Raw genomic sequence first — 18,649 nt, forward strand, 5'->3', positions numbered from 1 at the left:
GGAGGTGCAGAACTTTGTATTATGTCAACCGGGAACAAATTGAGCTTCGACTAGGGGCTGTTCCCGACATTGTCGCCGGACTTCGCCAGACATCCGCCGCCTGGAACGGCGATCTGTTGCAGGGGCTAGTGCAGGAGCGCTGCCTTCATCTGGCCATTGAGACGGTAACGGACGTAGGAAGCTATATCATCGACGGTTTTATTATGCGTGACGCCAGTAGCTATGAGGACATTATCGGTATCATTCATGAGGAAGGTGTATTGGATGATACCGTATTTCATTCACTATTAGAGCTGGTAGCCTTACGTAAACCCTTAGTACAGGAGTATTTCCATTGGGACAGGACAAGCCTTCACCCACTTACACCTAAGCTGCCTGGGTTGCTGGAGCTTTTTGTATCTAACGTGCACGATTATTTAAATAAGGAATTGGGTCCTCAGCCCGAGGGAGTGTAAAGGCAAAAGTGACGGATAAGTATATCGTACCCGAAATGCCCACTAGGCGCATGATCTTGACACTGTTGAAAACCCAGGGACCTGTGGGCGTCGGAAGCTTGGCAGCTCAATTGGGCATTACCGAAATGGGGGTGCGCAGGCATCTCAAATTAATGGAGCAGGATGGCCTGATTGTGGCTACGATCCTGAGACAGGCGATGGGACGCCCAACGTTTTTGTACAGCCTGAGCGATCAGGGAAGCGAGCAATTTCCTCGTAATTATGATCACCTATTACTGGAACTGTTAGAGGAGCTGGATGAAGAGCAGGGAATGGAAGCTGTTCACTCGTTATTTGATGGTAGAAAACGTAAAATGATGAAGCGCTACGCCCCTCACATAGAGAGTGAGTCTACACTAGCTTCACGTGTGGAAAAGCTTTCGGGCATCCAGAACGCTTCAGGCTATATGGCAGAGTGGCGTGAGGAAGAGGATGGCAGTTACTCTATTATGGAATACAATTGTCCGATCTCTCAGATCGCCAATCGTTACCGCAAGGCTTGTGAATGCGAACAGCAAATGTTTGAGGAGCTGCTTGATGCCGAGGTTGTCCGTGAGGATTGTTTGGCGGATGGAGGTCGTTGCTGCTTGTATCGTATCCGCTCCAAAAATAAGTAGAAATTTTCTGGCTTGTTCTCTGTATCATGACAGGCTCTCCATGCTTATAATGCATTAACAGATGGGCATTCGCCCGGGCATAAGGGAGAGATGAATATGAAAGAGAACTGCAAAAGCTTTATCCGTGGCGCGTTGGTAGGCAGCATTGCTGGTTCGGTTGCTGCGTTGTTATTTGCTCCTAAGTCAGGTCGCGAGCTGCGTCAGGATATTACAGACCAGGCACGTCACGTGAGTGATAAGGGACAGGAGCTTGCGGGGAAAATTTCAGATACTTCCATCGAGTATACTGACAAAATTAAGGAGACAGCTTCAGCCGTCATTCATGAATTAGGTCAATGGCGTAAAAAGAGTGATATTGCTTCAAAGGTTGGCATTTCATCCGTGCCTGTTCAAGAGAATACGGAAGAAGATGCTTTGTAACTGTCTGTATATCGTAGGTGAAACAACTGGCTATAGCTTGAGTTTGTGGCTTCTCCCGTTGGGGTGAAGCCTTTTTGTTGATCGCTTCCTCGTTTTAGGGTAATCTTTTGGGGTACCTTTTACGCTAATACGACATAAGTTATGTAGCAGCAGAAAGATTTCCGAGATGAAACAACTCATATTTAAACAAAAAAGGAAGCGGTGTGTACGTGCAGCAAGCGATTGCAATATTGGATTCCGGTGTAGGAGGTTTGACGGTTGTTAAAGAAGTCATGCGTCAGCTTCCGCGGGAAAAAATCATTTATTTTGGAGACACTGCGCGCACCCCGTATGGTCCCCGACCATCGGAAGAGGTTAAAAAATTTACAGAGCAGATGGTTGATTTTCTGATTCAATTTAATCCGAAAGTCATTATTATTGCTTGTAACACAGCAACGGCTGCGGCATTGGAGTATATAAGCCAAAAGGTATCCATTCCGGTGATCGGAGTTATCCACCCTGGGGCTCGTGCTGCGATCAGTGCGACCGCTACCGGGTATGTCGGGGTGATCGGAACTGTCGGTACGATTCGAAGCGGAGCATATACAACTGCGCTCAAGCAGTTGTCTCCCTATGTAGACGTGGTGAGCCACGCTTGTCCTGCACTTGTGCCTTTGGTGGAACAAGGGTTGTTCCGCTCCAAGACAACATCGCAGGTTGTGGAGGAATCATTGAGACCTATTCAAACGTATCCGATTGATTGTCTGATTCTTGGGTGTACGCATTATCCTTTTTTGAGGGAAACGATTCAGGAAGTCATGGGTCCTGCGGTGAAGCTTATTAGCTCGGCAGATGAAACTGCACGAGAGACGAGTACCATTTTGTATAACAAGGGCAAGTTAGAGGCCGGGGACGAAACGCCGGTGCATCAGCTTTTTTGTTCCGGCGATCCAGAGTTGTTCCAGCGCATTGCCGCACAGTGGCTTGGGGAGCAGATTCGGCAAACGCCTGTTGTCTGGCAAGTCACCCATCTGGATTAACGAGACAACCAACTTTTTTGTCATTGGACAAAAGAAGTTGGTTGTTTTGCTTTTCGCTACATCAAGACACGCAGCGTCTGCATAACATGCAGTAAGGCAGATGGAAGGGGCGTAGTAAGATGAGGGAATATATCGTTCAAAAAGGAGATACATTGCACCGGGTCGCCTCGGCTTTTAAACTATCGGCGGATACTTTGATCGCAGATAATCCGTGGGCCGCCACGCAACCCTATCTGATTTGTGGTCAATTGCTATATATTCGTCCGTCTACGGATCGTAAATACGTTATTCAGCCTGGGGAGAATGCAAGACAGATTGCCAAACAGTTCGGTGTAGAGCTTGATGAGCTGCGGCTCGCTAATTCGAGGCTTGCGGAGCATGATTTTGTGGAAGGAAAGATAATTATTATTCCTGATGACCATCAGGATCAGATTGTACGGTTACGTGGAGAGTACAGTTATGAAGATTTAAAGGAAGACCTGAAGGCATTGGCCCACAAATATCCGTTTATTGAAGTTGGCAGCATTGGCACCAGTGTCATGGGGAAAGATATCCCTTATATACGGATTGGGCAGGGAACGAGGAAAATTCATGCCAACGCTTCTGTACATGCCAACGAATGGCTGACGACGCCTTGTTTGCTGCGTTTTATAGAACAATATGCACAAGGGATTAATGGGTCTGGAGAACTTGCTGGGAATTCTCAATGGGTGTATGCGGGCTCTCCGATGAAATTAATGGAACATACATCCTTATGGGTGGTACCGATGGTCAATCCGGATGGAGTAGAACTGGTGCAACAGGGTATACTCCCAACTCATCCGCTGTATCATGAACTCAGAAAGTGGAATGAAGGACGTGCTGATTACCGCGGCTGGAAGGCCAATATTCGCGGTGTCGACCTCAACGATCAGTTTCCGGCGTATTGGGAGGAAGAGGTGCGCAGACGCGGTAAAACAGGTCCGTCTCGACGAGATTACGCAGGACCTGCACCTTTGTCTGAGCCAGAGTCCAAGGCCCTTGCGGATCTAACGGAGCGCGAACAGTTCGACATGGTATTATCCATACACAGCCAAGGACAGGAAATCTATTGGAATTACCGGGATCTGGAGCCTAAGGAGAGCCGAGATTGGGCATTACAGCTGGCTGCTGCAACAGGGTATCGGGCGGTAAAGCTGGGGGGAAGCGATGCCGGGTATAAGGATTGGTTTATACAACGGTTTGGTAAACCGGGATTTACCGTTGAAGTCGGTCTAGGCGTAAATCCGCTGCCTATGCGGGATTATGATGATATTGCAGCAGAAGTAGGCATGTTAATGGCGACGGTGCTGTCATGGTAACAGATCGGACCTGCTGAAACGTATTGATTCATTTGCGCGTATTAGGAGGAGCACGTTTTTTACAAGTGTTCCTCTTTACATGTCCCTTCAATAGGGTATATATACTTAGGAGCATTGGAAATGGAGTGAACAACCTATGAAGTGGAAAAGACTACTATCTCTCCGTCAGTGGTTACATGTATTTCGTCGTATCCCCCGATTGATTACCTCTTCGAGGATTCCATTGGGTGAAAAATTACTTTTTGCGGTGCCTGTATTGCTCTATTGGATACTACCTGATGTCATGCCATTTATGCCCATCGACGATATTGGTGTGACGTTATTGCTTATGAATTGGTTCGTCACCCGTGCTGAACGAAAATATCCCGATATGCTTGAAAAACAGCACGTACGTGTCCGTTAGATGTAAGCTTATGATTTTCGTGATTGCGATTTTTTGCGATTTTCTTTACAATAGGAATATTGCCTTGTGCTATGCTGCACAACTTCTTTTCATCAAGGAGAGGGCTAATTATTGGAATTGTTGATTTTATCCGCTAGGTTGTGTGGTGTGGATATGTATCCATTGAACCACATTTCATTTAATGAATATGAAGGAGATGAAGTTTAATGAACTGCAAAATTACTCGTAATGCAGCTAAAGTATTGAAGCTTGAACTGGATAAGGAAGAGAACCAAGGGAAGAGCCTGCGTGTTGTTATTACTCATGCTCATGGAGATCATGCTCATTACGGGCTCGATTTGGACACGCCTAAGGAAACAGATACTGTTGTATCTACAGATAAAGGCATCGATGTAATTTTGGAAAGCGGTCAGCCGTTGCTGGATGGTGTAAAAATTGATTACTTGTACTTCCCCGAAGAAGGATTTGTTATTACTAACCCTTCCCAAGGTAATCACGGCGACCACTAAGCCGGAGCTCGGAGGGATGACAGATGGCTAATGATATTCGCGTATGTGATGAGTGCAATCATATCCGCTTAAAAACGATCTTGCCTAAGTTGAAAAAGATGGCACCCGATGCGGAGATCAAAATCGGTTGCAAATCGTATTGCGGTCCTTGTGGAAAACGGGCGTTTGTGTATGTGAACGGACGTTATGTGAGTGCGGCCACAGAGGATGAAGTATTAGAGAAGGCTGCACGCTTTATAAAATAGTTCGAGTGCGCATCGTTGGCACCTTTTGAATAGTTCCCCTCCTTCTGATCCATGCTAATGAATGTAGACCATGCCCAGAAGGAGGAGTGACTCATGGCCCAATATGATTCCAATCTCGACAATCACAGTGTCGAAGCTCAAACACAAAACTCGGTGGACAAGCTTCACAATGCCGTGTCTCAGGCATTGTCACATCCGGCTGAACAGCTGATTGAGCAAGCGGAGCAATCTCGCACTCATGCGGAGCATGCTATACAGCAGGCAAAGGATAGCCTTGGTGACGATGCAGTAGAAGTTGCTGAGGAAATGCTTGGTGAAGAGGTACAGCGTCTTGATCAGGCTAAAAAAACGTTGCGTTCCTGAGTATTTGTTAATGGTAACAAGCGCAGTCAAATGACTGTCAACACAAAAATCCCGATCCACAGCCCTAACAAGCAATGGATCGGGATTTTTGTTATATATCAGGTAGTTATGCAATCGATATCCTTGTTACTTCTTTGCTTCAGTCTCCCATTCGCGAATAAGATCGTATGTGATGACCTGATCGGATATCTTTAATCGATTGAGAGCCTCAGTATAGCCTGGTCCGCAGGCATTCACATCTGTAGGTTGACCTGTACTCAGATTGTAACAGGTCCCCTTGGAGAATGTACCGTCCTCAGATGGAATGTAGTACACTCGTCCATCCGTGAAAGCGCCAGTACGCAGCACAACCATACGAGGTTTTCCACTAAACAGATCGTTACCCATAAAATGATATGGTTTTGTAGAAATCCCAAGTAGATGCATTACGGAAGGCGTTAGATCCAGCTGTCCTGCCGGTTCTGTATACGTGCCTGCCTGGCTTCCGTCAGGAAGATGCACAAGTAATGGCACCTGATTCATGATTTTCTGCATGTCCAGATCTGTAAGAGGCTTGCCTAAAAACTTTTCATACAGTGCTTTGTCTTTAATGGAATTGTCGTGATCCCCGTAGAACATCAGGATCGTATTATCCCACAATCCGTCTTTTTTCATCTGATCTACCAATTCACCTAAAGCCTCATCCACATAATGGACGGATTTTAGGTAGTCTCCGAACATCGTACCTTCAAACTCGCCAACATCCAAATCTACAGCGTCAGGTGACAGGTTGTACGGATGATGGCTCGAAATACCGACCATATAGGCGTAGAACGGTTGCTTAACTTCGGTTGTGAGATCGTTGAGCGTTTGTCTAAAAAAGGATTTGTCTCCCAGGGACCAGCCCAGAGGCTCATCTATTTTAAAATCCTTTTTACTGTAGAACTTGTCGTAGTTCATCGCCTTATACATCGTGTAACGGTTCCAGAAGCTGCTGTCGTATACGTGAAACGCATTAGGACTATAACCTGTATCCTTCAAGATGGAAGGCAACGTATCGAATTTATGGTCCGCATAACGGATAAATACAGAACCCGTAGGGAGCGGATGCAGCGAAGCGTGGGTAGAGAAGTCCGCATCCGAAGTACGACCCTGCGCAGTTTGATGGAAATAATTATTAAAATACATGCTTTCCTTCGTCAGTTTGTCAAAGTTAGGCGTAATTGCTTGACCGTTGATCTGTTTGCCGATAAAAAAGTTCATGAACGCTTCAGCTTGGATGACCATCACATTTTTGCCCTTATACTTGCCGTATAGGTCATTTTTTACCTGAAGTAACTTCTGGTGTTGATTGAACCATTCCTTATCCTTATCAGATTCCACCTGAGCCAATGTAGGCTGGGGCCCAAGATGATCCTGACCGTAGCGGTAGATATCATATCCATGAAATCCGATCAATCCGGTTACGTTGTACAAGGCCATTGACCACCAGTTGCCGACAAATATGCCGGTTGCCCAAGTGGAGGTATATATTTTGATCGGTCCAAATGTCAAAACATAGCCAATCAGGAAAGCCAATGCCCCCTTGGAGAAGCGAAGCAAAAATCTTTTAGTGAAAGAGCTTCGTGATGCTTCTAAGTAATGATCATTCGTTGTAAACCGACGCCGTAAGGAAGCTACGAATATGACATACGGAATGAATAAAATCCAGTCTGCAAAAAAGAAAATATCCCACCAGTACATAAGAGATGCGATACTTCCACCCAGAGAATCAACTTGTCCAGCTTGAAGCAAAACGGGAATCGTAATGAAATCCTGGAAATACCGATAATAAACCATGTCGGAATAAATGAGCGCGGTGAGCAATATATCGAGCACCACAAGAGCAATCAAACGTCCGCGACGTGGCAGCCACAAGGTCCAAAAGCTTACAAGCAACAGGGAACCAGTAGCAATGACATAATCCAGCGGATTCATGTCAATATTTTGGGCATGCAGGTTATAGTGAATCAGTACAAGCTTGCCAATCATAAGTACAAAAAACAGAACTAAACCGAAATATTGAGACAGCAGCAGCCTGCTGAACATGTTACCAGTGCGTCTTGCACTGGTCGTGCGAATAACCAACACTTTACCCCCTCCGGCAGAAATGTTCGGCTAGTATAAACTACACATTAACGTAATGTTAAAACCGAAATGCCTTTAATTATTATAGCGCTCATCCTGCGCATTTCAATGATTAAGTAAAGAAAATACAGCACAAATGAGGCCAGGACAACGAACAAAGGGTTCGTTTCCTGGCCTATAGCTCGAACATTTAGGACTGCAACGGTGAAGTATCTTTGCGGCGCGGAGGCAGAGGACCCAGATACTGATAGTATTGGCATTCAATTCGGCCGTTAAACAGCTTACGGCGCTTGTCGGCTTTGCGGCCCCAATAATGCTCAAATTGCTTGGTGGAGCTGATGGCAAAGAAGGACCAAGTCTTCATTTCGGCTGCCGTGCGTGCAAGTGTACGGATCAGCTTTTCTACCTCGGCTTGCTCGCTCAGTCTTTCGCCGTAAGGTGGATTTGTAATCATCACACCATACTGGCCCTCAAGTCTAACCTTGCTGGCAGGCAGCACCTTTAGTGAGATGTCTTTAGCAAAGCCTGCTGCCTTTACAGCTGCTTCAGCAACTTGTATAGCGCTAGGGTCGATATCGCTACCTGCAATCTCAAAAGGAATGTCATCACGAGTCAGATCCATCGCCTCGTCGCGAGCCTGATTCCATAATTCTTTGCCAATGACAGGCCAGTCTTCCGAGTTAAAGGTACGTCTCAGGCCTGGAGCAATGTTCCAGGCTTGCATAGCAGCTTCGACCAATAAAGTACCGGAACCGCAACATGGGTCATAGAATGGTCGATCCGGGCTCCACCGACTAAGCTGAATAAGAGCGGAAGCCATTGTTTCTTTGAGAGGCGCCTCTGTAACAAGCTTGCGGTAGCCTCGTTTGTGCAGTCCTGGACCAGTTGTGTCCAGCGTTATCAGCGCACGGTCATTCAATAGGATGACCTCAATGACGTAACGAGGACCATCTTCAGCAAACCAGTCTGTATGGTAGGTTTCCTTGAGCTTTTCTACAATCGCCTTCTTGACGATTCCTTGACTGGCTGGTACGCTACTAAGCTGTGATTTGTGTGAACGTCCCTCTACGGGAAATTCACCATCTACAGGAATCCAATCCTGCCAAGGCAATGCTTTGGTACCCTCAAACAGCTCGTCGAAGGTAGTTGCAGCAAATTCGCCCATTTTAATAAGAACGCGGTCAGATGTGCGAAGCCACAGGTTGCATCGGCATATATCCTTATAATCTCCGGAAAAAACGACGCGGCCATTCTCGACGGTCAGATCCGTGTACCCCAGTTCTCTGAGTTCTCGGGCCACAACGGCTTCCAGTCCCATCGGCGCAGTTGCAATTAGTTGCAGTTGAGTCATTAAACGTATTCACTCCGTCTCATAATCATGTAAGCTTGGTTCAATCCCTATAGTATAGGTCATTGTACTCGAAGAGACAAATCGTTAAGGCAAATAATTTACGAAGGACACCGCGTCCAACCTGCGTTATGATAAAGCAAGAAGGAGAGATGAAACGTGGAAATCACACCCAATATGACACCTGAACAATATGTAGACCAGCTGGTACAGGAGGATGAAGCGCTGCGCAGCATTAGGGAGGCTATTGTTAAAGAAGGGATGCCGGAGGTATCGGTTGCTCATCCCTATGGAAAGCTGTTGACCTTTCTCGTTGAAGTCTCTGGTGCACAGCAGGTACTGGAGATCGGAGCATTAGGAGGATACAGTGGATTATGCCTGGCCCGTGGGCTGGGAGAGAAAGGTCGCATCGTGTCCCTGGAGCTGAAAGAAGCGTACGCTGCGTTGGCTCATCAACATATGAAAAACAATGGCTACGGTGATCGTGTCGAGTATCGTATTGGACCCGCAGCGGACAGCCTGAAGAAGCTTCAGGAAGAAGGAAAGACTTTTGACTTTTTTTTCATTGATGCGGATAAGGAAAATTACCCAGTGTATCTGGAGTATGCGATTGCACTGGCCAATCCTGGCGCTATAATTGCCGGAGATAACTGTTTTCTTCGGGGACGCACACTGAACACCGACAAGAACGGACCTGCCGTACAGGCCGTGAGACGTTTTAACGAAACGATAGCAACGGATCCACGGCTAGTCAGTACGCTTTTGCCGGCTTATGATGGATTGGCGTTGGCACGAGTGAAGTAACGGGCGTCCCTTGAATGTAGCTATACCAAAAAGAACCTCCTTATCCACAGTGTGGAGCGGAGGTTCTTGTCTGTTAAGGCAGGCTGTCCTACCCGAAGGTTGTCTTACCTGAAATGAGGCGTAGCCTTACGATCAAAAAGCTTCATACGTACCCAGATTATATTGACAATCAGCAACACACCAGACATGATGAACAGTCCCTCGATGCCGATAAATCCGGAAAGCACTCCGCCAATGACCGCACCCAGCATATTCCCGAGCGCCAGTGAACTGGTATTGAATCCGAAAGAGCGGCTTTCCATTCCTTCCGGTGTATAGGTGCGAATCAGCGCATTTACGCTTGGTAGCAGACCGCCCATAAACACACCCATGAAAAAACGGATAATGACAAGCTGCCATACTTCATTGACAAAAGCTTGCGGAATGAGCATAATCGCCGTTCCGAGTAGTGCAATGGTCAAGATCTTGTGTGCTCCTATTTTGTCACTTAATCGTCCAAGGAGCGGTGCGGCTACCATATTGGATACGCCTGTAATAGCGGTAACGAACCCGGCAACCAGTGCAATTCCTTCTGCCGAGCCATATAGCTTTTGCACATACAAAGGTAGCAGAGAAACTGTACTGATCATGGCAAATTGGAGTAAGAACGTCACGGTGAACAAAGCCGGAAGCTGGGGCGTATGGCTTAGCTCCTTTAATCCGGCAAGAACCGAAATTTGTGGAATTCGCGCGGCCTCCGCTTTGCTGAAATTTTCTTTAACCAAAAACATTGCCATTAGAGAGGCTAGGAAAATAAGAGCTCCTGTAATGTAAAAGATCGGTCTGAATCCGACCCAGTCAGCCAAAAATCCGCCTAGCAAAGGGCCGAGAATTGTGCCAGCCATTTGACCGGACTGCATAATTCCCATAGCAAAGCCGGTTCGCTCTTTGGGAGTGGTACCCGACACTAGGGAAATAGAAGCCGGATTGAAACCCGAAATTGTACCGTTTAGCAGGCGAAGCGCTAGCAGCTGCCATGGGTGGGTGACCAAACCCATACATCCGATGACCAGGGCCATGCCGAAGCCTGAGCGAAGCAGCATGACTTTACGTCCATATCGGTCGGCCAGCTTACCCCATAATGGCTGAAATATAAACGAGGTCAAAAAGTTAGCTGCAAAAATAACTCCTGCCCACAGTCCTATATCGTGCTCGCCCTTCACATGGAGGTCTTGAGCCAAATATAGGGCAAGGAACGGAGTAATCATTGTAATTCCCGCATTGACCAGAAACTGACCGAACCAAAGCACAATGAGATTGATTTTCCACGTCTCCCACGTTTTCAATGTGCTTTCACTTCCTTTCTGCCATTCTCATCCTGTTGTAAAGGTACTTATTCATGCATAACTTTCCCGGAGCTTTAAAAAAGCCATTTCTCTAGTATAGCACACTTCATTGAAACTTTATCCAAATGTCATGGGTTTGTCATGGTTTGTTTGAGAGCGGCGGTTGTTACGACTCTTGAAAAAGGGCATAATAAAATATAGTATTTATGATTCGAACTGGAGGCTGAAGTCATGACCTACAATGATACTTTTATCCGCGCTTGCCGCAAGCAAGCTGTGGATCATATTCCCGTATGGTACATGCGGCAGGCCGGAAGGTATGACCCTGAGTATCGCAAAATTAAGGAAAAATACACGCTGCTTGAAATTTGCCGCCAGCCCGAGTTGGCCGCAGAAGTAACGTTGATGCCCGTGCGCAAGCTTGGGGTGGACGCTGCAATTTTATATTCTGATATTATGAATCCGGTAGCCTCGCTAGGGGTTGATTTTGATATTGTCAAAAATATTGGCCCGGTTATTGATAATCCGCTCCGTACAGCTGCAGACGTAGACAACTTGCGTCCGATTGATGTAGAACGCGATTTGGGTCATATTTTGGAAACCATCCGTATTTTAGACCGTGAGTTGAACGTGCCATTGATCACGTTTGCTGGGGCGCCTTTTACTATTGCCAGCTATTTAATAGAAGGAAGACCCTCCAAGGGATATATTCGCACCAAAGCGATGATGTATGGAGAGCCTGAACTATGGCATCGTTTGATGGATAAGCTAGGGGATATGGTTATTACATACGTGCGGGCCCATATCGCTAACGGTGGTAAGGCTTTTCAATTGTTTGATAGCTGGGTAGGTGCACTCTCGCCTTATGATTTTCAAACTTTTGTGTTGCCGACCATTGTACGTATTTTCCATGAGTTATCTGATCTGAATGTGCCTAAAATTTATTTTCCGGGCGTAAGCTCTGGTGAATTGCTTCCGCATTTGAGCGGGGTAAAAGCCGATGTGATTGGACTGGACTGGCGGGTAAGTATACCTGAAGGCCGTCGTCGCTTGGGTAACAGTTTTGGAGTGCAGGGCAATTTGGACCCTTATGTGCTTACTGCGCCGATGAATGTGATTAAGCAGTATGCAAAAAAAATTGTAGATGAAGGCATTCTGGAGCCGGGCTATATTTTCAATCTCGGTCACGGCTTATTTCCTGAAGCCTCGCTAGATAAGCTAAGAGAGCTTACCGATTATGTACATGAGTATTCTCGCTCTGTTTTGTCAAAAAATGAACACAACTAGAAAAGATAAGAGGGATCTGCTAATGAAAACCAAAGTGGGTGTACTGGTCATGTCCTACGGGACGCCGGAGAGTCTGGACCAGGTTGAAGCGTATTATACACATATTCGCCGTGGTCATGCTCCCTCGCCGGAGCAGTTAAAAGAATTAAAAGATCGCTACGAAGCCATTGTGGGTGGCGTGTTTCCGTTGCGTCAGAATACAGATCGACAGGTCCACAACTTGCAGGAAACCTTAAATCAGGAAAATCGCAACCCGGACATAGAATTTGTCTGTTATCAGGGGCTCAAACACGCCAAGCCGTTTATTGAGGACGGTATCGAAGCGATGGTGCAAGATGGCATTCGTACGGCGGTGGGTGTCGTGCTGGCTCCGCATTATTCCGTTATGAGTGTAGGCTCTTATATCAAGCGTGCACAGGCTAAGGCACAGGAACTGGATCTGGCCATATCATTTGTGGAGAGCTATTATCTTCATCCCAAGCTGATCAAGACGCTGACTGAGCGTGTGAACGCAAAACTGGCGCTTTTTGAAGAAGCGGGAGCCAAGCGGGACGAGGTTCGTGTTCTGTTCAGTGCGCATAGCTTGCCTGAGCGGATTTTGGCTATGGGTGATCCATATGTGGAGCAGTTAATGGCTACTTCGCAGGCTGTTGCGGATAAGGCGGGAATTACCAACTGGCAGTTTACGTGGCAAAGTGCCGGCCGTACAGCTGAACCGTGGCTGGGACCAGATATTTTGGATACCATGCACAGTCTTAAGGAAGAGCAAGTGGAGTATGTGCTGGCTGCGCCAGTTGGCTTTGTTTCTGATCACTTAGAGGTGTTATACGACCTGGATATTGAAGCACAGGCTTTGGCGAAAGAATTGGATATGCGTTTTCAGCGTATTGATTCACTCAACAGTGACCCACTGTATATGGAGACGCTTAGTGATGTCATCATAGACCAATGGAAAAAGGGATGAGGACATAATGGAGCAAAAGTTACGTAATATTGTAATTGTAGGTGGAGGCTTGACCGGGCTTAGCACTGCTTTTTATACACGAAAAATGTACAAAGAAGCTGGCTACACACCTCGAATTACGCTGGTGGAGAAAGCTTCCGCGCTAGGCGGAAAAATTGAAACATTGCATAAAGATGGTTTTGTCATAGAAAAGGGGCCAGATTCCTTTCTGGCCCGTAAAACGGCTATGATAGATCTGGCAAAAGAGTTAGAGATGGACCATGAGCTGGTAAGCACGAACCCTGAAGCTAAAAAGACATATATTTTGCATGAAGGTCAGCTTCATCCGATGCCTCCTGGGCTGGTGCTGGGCATTCCAACAGAGCTAAAACCATTTTTACGCAGTGGCTTGATCTCTTTAGGTGGAAAAATGCGGGCTATGATGGATTTTGTCATTCCGCCTCGACGTGAACCGGGAGATGAGGCGCTGGGTGATTTTATTGAACGCCGACTGGGCAAAGAAGTGCTAGAGAATGTAACCGAGCCACTGCTGGCGGGAATCTATGCTGCCAACATGAAGACGCTAAGTTTGCAGGCAACTTTTCCACAGTTTGCAGAGGTGGAGCAGCAATACGGAAGCCTTATTCACGGGATGAGGACAGGTCGAAAACCTGCTGAAACGCACACAGGTACGAAGAAAAGCGCCTTTTTGACCTTCCGCCAAGGCTTGCAAAGTTTGGTGCATGCATTGTTGAATGATTTGTATGACTGTGATTTACGCACCGGAATTGCTGTTACCGAATTCACAAAGACGACGGAAACTGAAGGAAGTCCCTATCGCGTTATGTTGGACAATGGAGAGACACTGGAGGCAGATGATATTTTTGTAACGACTCCCAATTTTGCTGCTGCGCCGCTATTGCGAGATCATGTAAATGTGTCTGCACTGGAAGCTGTTAATTACGTCTCCGTAGCGAACGTGGTCATGGCCTTTGATAAAACAGATATTGAGAACGTCTTTGACGGCTCCGGTTTTCTGGTTCCTCGCAAAGAAGGACGTAGTGTCACAGCTTGTACTTGGACGTCTGCCAAGTGGCTACATACCAGCCCGGATGATAAGGTGCTGTTGCGTTGTTATGTAGGGCGAGCAGGAGCTGAAGAAACAGTAGACTTACCGGATAATGAGCTGATTGCGGTGGTACGTAAGGATTTGAAAGAGATGATGGGAGTTACAGCAACTCCGCTGTTCACGGAAATTACACGTCTTCGTAATTCCATGCCGCAATACCCGGTAGGGCACCCACAAGCTATAGCTAATCTGCGGGAAGAGCTACGCAGTGCGATGCCAGGGGTGTACGTTTTAGGCGCTGGCTATGATGCAATCGGTTTGCCGGACTGCATCCGTCAGGCTAAGGAATGGGCCTCCAAGGCTGTCCACACAGCACAACAGGAAGCCGTCAAGGTCCAGGTATAAATGTTCGATAATGAACCCTTCGCGATCCAGGCGAGGGGTTCTATTTATATAGAAATTTGATATATAATGGAGAAGGTGTAAAAGTCGCCAGCTAATAAGGAATGCATGTATATGGAATAGCATAGAAGGAGTGAAGAATGTACCCTCCCAGGTCACAGAGAAATGAAGGTCGAAAGAGAGCAAGAAAACCAAAAATAGGCAAGGCATGGATCATTACGAATCTGGTCTTGCTGTTCATGATTGTAGGACTTTTCAGTTATTATTACATATTTGAACACGATAGTAGTGGTTCTCTTGCGGAAAACGCCAAGTATTCGCAAACTGAAAAGAACATCCAAACGGGCTCTTCAGGAGCAAAATCATCTTCGGAGAAAGACGGGCAAGCACAGGAGGATTCGCCAAATAAGGGTGTAAACAACGATGATGCACCCACCGAGAAGAGGGGAACGGAGGATGACATCAAATCAACCACGGACGATGCGAATTCTCCAGCAGTTACCCTTCACTTCATAGGGGATGTGCAGTTCTCTGGTAAAGTTGAGCAGCGGTTGGAGCAGAACGGATTTGATTTTCCATACCAATATCTCGGAAGCTTGTTCCATAAAGACGATCTGACGATTGCCAATCTGGAAACACCGGTGACTACTAATGGCGTCGGTGCGTTAAATAAAACGTATGTGTATAAATCTTCGCCCAAGGCGCTAACTGCAATGGCAGTGGCAGGGGTCGATGCTGTAAATTTGGCCAACAATCATATTTTGGATCAGGGGACAAGCGGATTACTGGATACCCTGAAATATTTGGATGAAAAGGGTATAGCCCATGCTGGAGCTGGACGCAATGCTAAAGAAGCGTATGCACCGCATTATTTTGAACGTAACGGGATTAAAATTGCGTTGTTGGGGGCTACACGTGTCATGCCTGAAGCCAACTGGAATGCGAGTGCCAAACAGCCAGGTGTAGCAGGGGCTTATGATTCGACCGCTATCGTAAAGTCTATTCGTGAGGCACGAAATCAGGCTGATTTGGTGATTGTAGTTGCCCATTGGGGCAAGGAGCGGGCAACTACACTTGAACCTCATCAAACGGAGTTATCTCACGCTTTTATTGATGCTGGGGCCGATCTGGTCATTGGCGGGCATCCTCATGTGCTGCAAGGGATGGAGCAATATAAAGGCAAATGGATTGCATACAGCACAGGCAATTTTATTTTTTCTAAATCAACGGTGCCAGCCACTTGGGATACAGCGATATTTCAGGCCACCTGTACCCGAAACGGGGACTGTAAGATGAAGCTGACCCCTTACCGGGCGGAGCTGGGTCAACCGATCCCATTGAAAGATGTGGAGGCCAGCAAAATTTTGCAGAAAGTAACTGCACTGTCACCAAGTAATGTCTCGATAGGTGTAGATGGTACGGTAAGCGCTCAATAGCAGTAAGAAAGAAATTATTAATATGGACATGGACGGAACGATTGTATGAGCGACTCCTTTGTGAATGGAGGTCATAACGGGATGAATCATTTGTGCGTGGCTCACCGCGGTTTCTCGGGAATTGCTCCCGAGAACACGATGGCAGCTTTTAAGCTTGCGCTGGAACAGCCTTTTGCGCACTGGATTGAACTGGATGTACAGCTGTCAAAGGACGGTGTTCCTGTGGTCTTTCATGATTTTACGCTGGAGCGAACGACGAACGGTACGGGACGAGTAAAGGATGCAGACTGGAAACAATTGCAACGACTCGATGCAGGTAGCTGGAAAAATGCACAATATCACGGGGAACCTATTCCTTCCCTCGCCCAAGTGCTTGACTTGTGCCAGGGGCGTGTATCGCTCAATATTGAGCTCAAAACTGCTGGTGATATGTATCCCGGACTAGAGAAAGCCGTCCTACGTGAAATTATAATGAGGGGGATGGAGGCTGAGGTAGTCTTGACCTCTTTTGAGCGTGCGGCATTGCGCCGAGCAAAAGAACTGGCACCCGAAATCCGTACTGGACTGATTATCGATGCCCGTCCAGACGATTTGGCAAAGCAATTAGAAAATCTGCAATGTTCTTTTTTATCTATTGGCTATCCACGGATAGACCGAAAGCTCTTGAAAGATCTGATCGGACGGGGTATTACGGTCATGGCGTGGACGGTGAATGACCGGCGTATCATGCGGAGATTGTCCTCATTACATCCTGAATTGATGATTTGTACTAATTGGCCGGATCGCTGGGAGCAGGTTTTTTTGCTTTCTAAGCCCCGGATGTGGCACTATATACGTAAACTTATTCGTTAATCAATTGGTCTACATACGCGGAAGGGTGACGGATCGTAATGAACGTAGAAATTCGTAATGTTTATTGTGTCGGACGCAATTATAAGTTGCATGCGGAGGAACTGGGGAATGAGGTTCCGACAGAACCAATGATTTTCTTGAAGCCATCTCATGCGGTTGTGCCGCTGGATGGTGCTGCGCTGGAGCTTCCTCAAGGTAAGGGAGATATTCATTTTGAGACTGAACTGGTTGTCGCTGTAGGCCGTAACTACGAACCAGGCATGACCGCAGATGCGTGTCTGAACGCTTTTGCATTTGGCATTGATTTTACCCTGCGTGATGTACAAAGTACGCTCAAGAAAAAAGGCCATCCGTGGACTGCTGCTAAAGGCTTTAAATCGTCTGCACCTGTGACACCGTTCTTGCCTTTGGAGAGCTTGGACATATTGGAGCAGCAGGATTTTTCCTTATTCAAAAATGGACAAGAGGTGCAGCGTGGGCATGTCAAGGACATGATCTTTTCTATCCAGGACATCGTTGAATATATAGCAACTCAATATGGACTAGGTAAGGGAGATATTATCTTTACTGGCACTCCGGCGGGTGTAGGGCCTACAACGAGCGGGGACCACTTTGAGCTTTACTGGGGGAGTGAGCGTCAGGGAAGCTTCACCATCGGCTAAATCTACAGTGGCAATAATAAAGATACTTAAAAAAGTCTTGTGAAGGCCGTGTCCTGTGCGAAAGCATGGAGCACGGCTTTTATATAAGCGTACAGCATTGTACAATGATATCAGAACTACAAGCGAAAAACAGAGATTCATCTCAAATGCGGGGGTATATCATGGACTGGATCATCGGATTGCTTTCCGCTGCTGTGGTAGCGGGGGCTGCATTTTATAAAAAATCTTTAACCTTGTCCGGCTTTGCTGCGGCTGTACTGATGGGAACTGTGTATTATGGGGCGGGCAACCTGTTTTGGTTTGGTACATTGCTCTTATTCTTTATCACGTCCACCCTATTGTCGAGGTTCAAAAAGGAACGCAAGGCTGAGCTCGAAAAATCGTATGCCAAAACAGGCAATCGGGATGCAGGGCAAGTATGGGCTAATGGGGGATTAGGCATGCTGCTATGCCTAGGTTATGCGATATGGCCTCATGTTGCCTGGCAACTGGCATTTGTCGGTGTTATGGCTACGGTCACCTCCGATACGTGGGCAACGGAATTTGGAAGCTTGAGTCGTAAGCCGCCTCGTTCGGTGCTTACCGGGAAGGTACTGGCACCCGGAACCTCAGGAGGAGTATCTGTATTAGGAACGGCTGCGGCCTTGGCTGGTGGCATACTGATCGGTATTGGCGCATGGGGCTTTGGACACGCCGTAGGAATGCCGGAATTGCCGTTATGGCTGTGGGCACTGATTGGGGGAATATCCGGCAGTGCCGGAGCTTTTGCTGATTCTTATCTTGGTGCTACGGTGCAATTGATGCGCTCCTGCCCAGTTTGCAAGCGGGAAGTAGAAGTAGACACACATTGTGGACAAACGACAGTTTATACGCGAGGCTGGCATTGGATGAGCAATGATCGGGTGAATAGTATTAGCTCTATTTTCGGAGGATTGGTCGCGCTTGCAGGTATTTTCTTTATACTCTGAACACGGGGCTGGAGATCGCTCTAGGGAATAACTGCGT

The 18,649-nt window shown here is 47.0% G+C and carries 20 protein-coding genes; 17 read left to right on the plus strand and 3 right to left on the minus strand.

Features of this window, described 5'->3' with window-relative positions:
* Positions 1 to 14 precede the first annotated feature (14 nt).
* The 9 genes from EGM68_RS08990 (at position 15) to EGM68_RS09030 (ending at position 5,410) form a co-directional block, all read left to right on the plus strand.
* Positions 15 to 455 (plus strand): DUF86 domain-containing protein, encoded by a 441-nt coding sequence (locus EGM68_RS08990; RefSeq protein ID WP_013370455.1) that lies wholly within the window; start codon positions 15 to 17, stop codon positions 453 to 455.
* A gap of 8 nt (positions 456 to 463) precedes the next feature.
* Positions 464 to 1,111, plus strand: a complete 648-nt coding sequence (locus tag EGM68_RS08995) for a helix-turn-helix transcriptional regulator (RefSeq protein WP_016819697.1) — start codon at positions 464 to 466, stop codon at positions 1,109 to 1,111.
* Between the two features lie 96 nt (positions 1,112 to 1,207).
* On the plus strand, positions 1,208 to 1,531 hold the full coding sequence (locus EGM68_RS09000; protein ID WP_058829383.1) for a YtxH domain-containing protein: 324 nt from the start codon (positions 1,208 to 1,210) through the stop codon (positions 1,529 to 1,531).
* A gap of 209 nt (positions 1,532 to 1,740) precedes the next feature.
* The gene (gene racE, locus EGM68_RS09005) at positions 1,741 to 2,550 is read left to right on the plus strand and encodes a glutamate racemase (RefSeq protein ID WP_013370458.1); all 810 of its coding nucleotides are present in this window, start codon (positions 1,741 to 1,743) and stop codon (positions 2,548 to 2,550) included.
* Between the two features lie 119 nt (positions 2,551 to 2,669).
* Positions 2,670 to 3,890 carry a M14 family metallopeptidase gene (locus EGM68_RS09010; RefSeq protein ID WP_129549041.1) on the plus strand — a complete coding sequence of 407 codons (1,221 nt, stop codon included), beginning with the start codon at positions 2,670 to 2,672 and terminating at the stop codon, positions 3,888 to 3,890.
* Positions 3,891 to 4,026: 136 nt separating this feature from the next.
* Complete coding sequence (locus tag EGM68_RS09015) at positions 4,027 to 4,293, plus strand: hypothetical protein (protein ID WP_090735823.1); 267 nt, start codon at positions 4,027 to 4,029, stop codon at positions 4,291 to 4,293.
* Positions 4,294 to 4,499: 206 nt separating this feature from the next.
* Positions 4,500 to 4,802, plus strand: a complete 303-nt coding sequence (locus EGM68_RS09020; protein ID WP_013370462.1) for an iron-sulfur cluster assembly accessory protein — start codon at positions 4,500 to 4,502, stop codon at positions 4,800 to 4,802.
* Positions 4,803 to 4,825: 23 nt separating this feature from the next.
* Entirely contained in the window at positions 4,826 to 5,047 is a 222-nt protein-coding gene (locus EGM68_RS09025; protein ID WP_013370463.1) for a YuzB family protein, read from the plus strand.
* A 93-nt stretch (positions 5,048 to 5,140) separates the two neighbouring features.
* Complete coding sequence (locus EGM68_RS09030; protein WP_013370464.1) at positions 5,141 to 5,410, plus strand: hypothetical protein; 270 nt, start codon at positions 5,141 to 5,143, stop codon at positions 5,408 to 5,410.
* A 126-nt stretch (positions 5,411 to 5,536) separates the two neighbouring features.
* Here EGM68_RS09030 and EGM68_RS09035 read toward each other — a convergent pair whose 3' ends face one another.
* A complete protein-coding gene (locus EGM68_RS09035; protein WP_129549042.1) occupies positions 5,537 to 7,519 on the minus strand; it encodes an LTA synthase family protein in 1,983 nt (660 codons plus the stop codon).
* A 187-nt stretch (positions 7,520 to 7,706) separates the two neighbouring features.
* On the minus strand, positions 7,707 to 8,867 hold the full coding sequence (locus EGM68_RS09040) for a THUMP domain-containing class I SAM-dependent RNA methyltransferase (RefSeq protein ID WP_040101671.1): 1,161 nt from the start codon (positions 8,865 to 8,867) through the stop codon (positions 7,707 to 7,709).
* Between the two features lie 156 nt (positions 8,868 to 9,023).
* Here EGM68_RS09040 and EGM68_RS09045 point away from each other — a divergent pair, with 156 nt between their 5' ends.
* Positions 9,024 to 9,668: an O-methyltransferase gene (locus tag EGM68_RS09045; RefSeq protein ID WP_013370467.1), complete on the plus strand. Its 645-nt coding sequence runs from the start codon at positions 9,024 to 9,026 to the stop codon at positions 9,666 to 9,668.
* Between the two features lie 104 nt (positions 9,669 to 9,772).
* Here EGM68_RS09045 and EGM68_RS09050 read toward each other — a convergent pair whose 3' ends face one another.
* A complete protein-coding gene (locus EGM68_RS09050) occupies positions 9,773 to 10,993 on the minus strand; it encodes an MFS transporter (protein ID WP_013370468.1) in 1,221 nt (406 codons plus the stop codon).
* Positions 10,994 to 11,224: 231 nt separating this feature from the next.
* Here EGM68_RS09050 and hemE point away from each other — a divergent pair, with 231 nt between their 5' ends.
* The 7 genes from hemE to EGM68_RS09090 all read left to right on the plus strand — a co-directional run bounded on the left by hemE (position 11,225) and on the right by EGM68_RS09090 (position 18,612).
* Complete coding sequence (gene hemE / locus EGM68_RS09055) at positions 11,225 to 12,280, plus strand: uroporphyrinogen decarboxylase (RefSeq protein ID WP_013370469.1); 1,056 nt, start codon at positions 11,225 to 11,227, stop codon at positions 12,278 to 12,280.
* A gap of 22 nt (positions 12,281 to 12,302) precedes the next feature.
* A complete protein-coding gene (gene hemH, locus EGM68_RS09060; protein ID WP_025676991.1) occupies positions 12,303 to 13,244 on the plus strand; it encodes a ferrochelatase in 942 nt (313 codons plus the stop codon).
* A gap of 7 nt (positions 13,245 to 13,251) precedes the next feature.
* On the plus strand, positions 13,252 to 14,697 hold the full coding sequence (gene hemY, locus EGM68_RS09065) for a protoporphyrinogen oxidase (protein WP_129549043.1): 1,446 nt from the start codon (positions 13,252 to 13,254) through the stop codon (positions 14,695 to 14,697).
* A gap of 137 nt (positions 14,698 to 14,834) precedes the next feature.
* Positions 14,835 to 16,130: a CapA family protein gene (locus EGM68_RS09070; RefSeq protein ID WP_129549044.1), complete on the plus strand. Its 1,296-nt coding sequence runs from the start codon at positions 14,835 to 14,837 to the stop codon at positions 16,128 to 16,130.
* An 81-nt stretch (positions 16,131 to 16,211) separates the two neighbouring features.
* On the plus strand, positions 16,212 to 16,982 hold the full coding sequence (locus tag EGM68_RS09075) for a glycerophosphodiester phosphodiesterase (protein WP_129549045.1): 771 nt from the start codon (positions 16,212 to 16,214) through the stop codon (positions 16,980 to 16,982).
* Between the two features lie 38 nt (positions 16,983 to 17,020).
* On the plus strand, positions 17,021 to 17,644 hold the full coding sequence (locus tag EGM68_RS09080; protein WP_129549046.1) for a fumarylacetoacetate hydrolase family protein: 624 nt from the start codon (positions 17,021 to 17,023) through the stop codon (positions 17,642 to 17,644).
* Positions 17,645 to 17,805: 161 nt separating this feature from the next.
* Positions 17,806 to 18,612, plus strand: a complete 807-nt coding sequence (locus tag EGM68_RS09090; protein ID WP_129549047.1) for a DUF92 domain-containing protein — start codon at positions 17,806 to 17,808, stop codon at positions 18,610 to 18,612.
* The last annotated feature ends 37 nt before the right edge of the window (positions 18,613 to 18,649 follow it).

It is taken from the genome of Paenibacillus sp. M-152 (assembly GCF_003856555.1).
In the GTDB taxonomy this organism is placed as follows: Bacteria; Bacillota; Bacilli; order Paenibacillales; family Paenibacillaceae; genus Paenibacillus; species Paenibacillus polymyxa_C.

What these genes read in the sequence shown, in the direction of transcription:
- EGM68_RS09070 (WP_129549044.1), top strand. Translation starts at nt 14,835, where the DNA reads ATGTACCCTCCCAGGTCACAGAGAAATGAAGGTCGAAAGAGAGCAAGA.
- EGM68_RS09025 (WP_013370463.1), top strand. Translation starts at nt 4,826, where the DNA reads ATGGCTAATGATATTCGCGTATGTGATGAGTGCAATCATATCCGCTTA.
- EGM68_RS09080 (WP_129549046.1), top strand. Translation starts at nt 17,021, where the DNA reads ATGAACGTAGAAATTCGTAATGTTTATTGTGTCGGACGCAATTATAAG.
- hemE (WP_013370469.1), top strand. Translation starts at nt 11,225, where the DNA reads ATGACCTACAATGATACTTTTATCCGCGCTTGCCGCAAGCAAGCTGTG.
- EGM68_RS09040 (WP_040101671.1), bottom strand. Translation starts at nt 8,867, where the DNA reads ATGACTCAACTGCAACTAATTGCAACTGCGCCGATGGGACTGGAAGCC.
- EGM68_RS09020 (WP_013370462.1), top strand. Translation starts at nt 4,500, where the DNA reads ATGAACTGCAAAATTACTCGTAATGCAGCTAAAGTATTGAAGCTTGAA.
- EGM68_RS09015 (WP_090735823.1), top strand. Translation starts at nt 4,027, where the DNA reads ATGAAGTGGAAAAGACTACTATCTCTCCGTCAGTGGTTACATGTATTT.
- EGM68_RS09030 (WP_013370464.1), top strand. Translation starts at nt 5,141, where the DNA reads ATGGCCCAATATGATTCCAATCTCGACAATCACAGTGTCGAAGCTCAA.
- EGM68_RS09010 (WP_129549041.1), top strand. Translation starts at nt 2,670, where the DNA reads ATGAGGGAATATATCGTTCAAAAAGGAGATACATTGCACCGGGTCGCC.
- hemY (WP_129549043.1), top strand. Translation starts at nt 13,252, where the DNA reads ATGGAGCAAAAGTTACGTAATATTGTAATTGTAGGTGGAGGCTTGACC.
- hemH (WP_025676991.1), top strand. Translation starts at nt 12,303, where the DNA reads ATGAAAACCAAAGTGGGTGTACTGGTCATGTCCTACGGGACGCCGGAG.
- EGM68_RS09075 (WP_129549045.1), top strand. Translation starts at nt 16,212, where the DNA reads ATGAATCATTTGTGCGTGGCTCACCGCGGTTTCTCGGGAATTGCTCCC.
- EGM68_RS09000 (WP_058829383.1), top strand. Translation starts at nt 1,208, where the DNA reads ATGAAAGAGAACTGCAAAAGCTTTATCCGTGGCGCGTTGGTAGGCAGC.
- EGM68_RS09090 (WP_129549047.1), top strand. Translation starts at nt 17,806, where the DNA reads ATGGACTGGATCATCGGATTGCTTTCCGCTGCTGTGGTAGCGGGGGCT.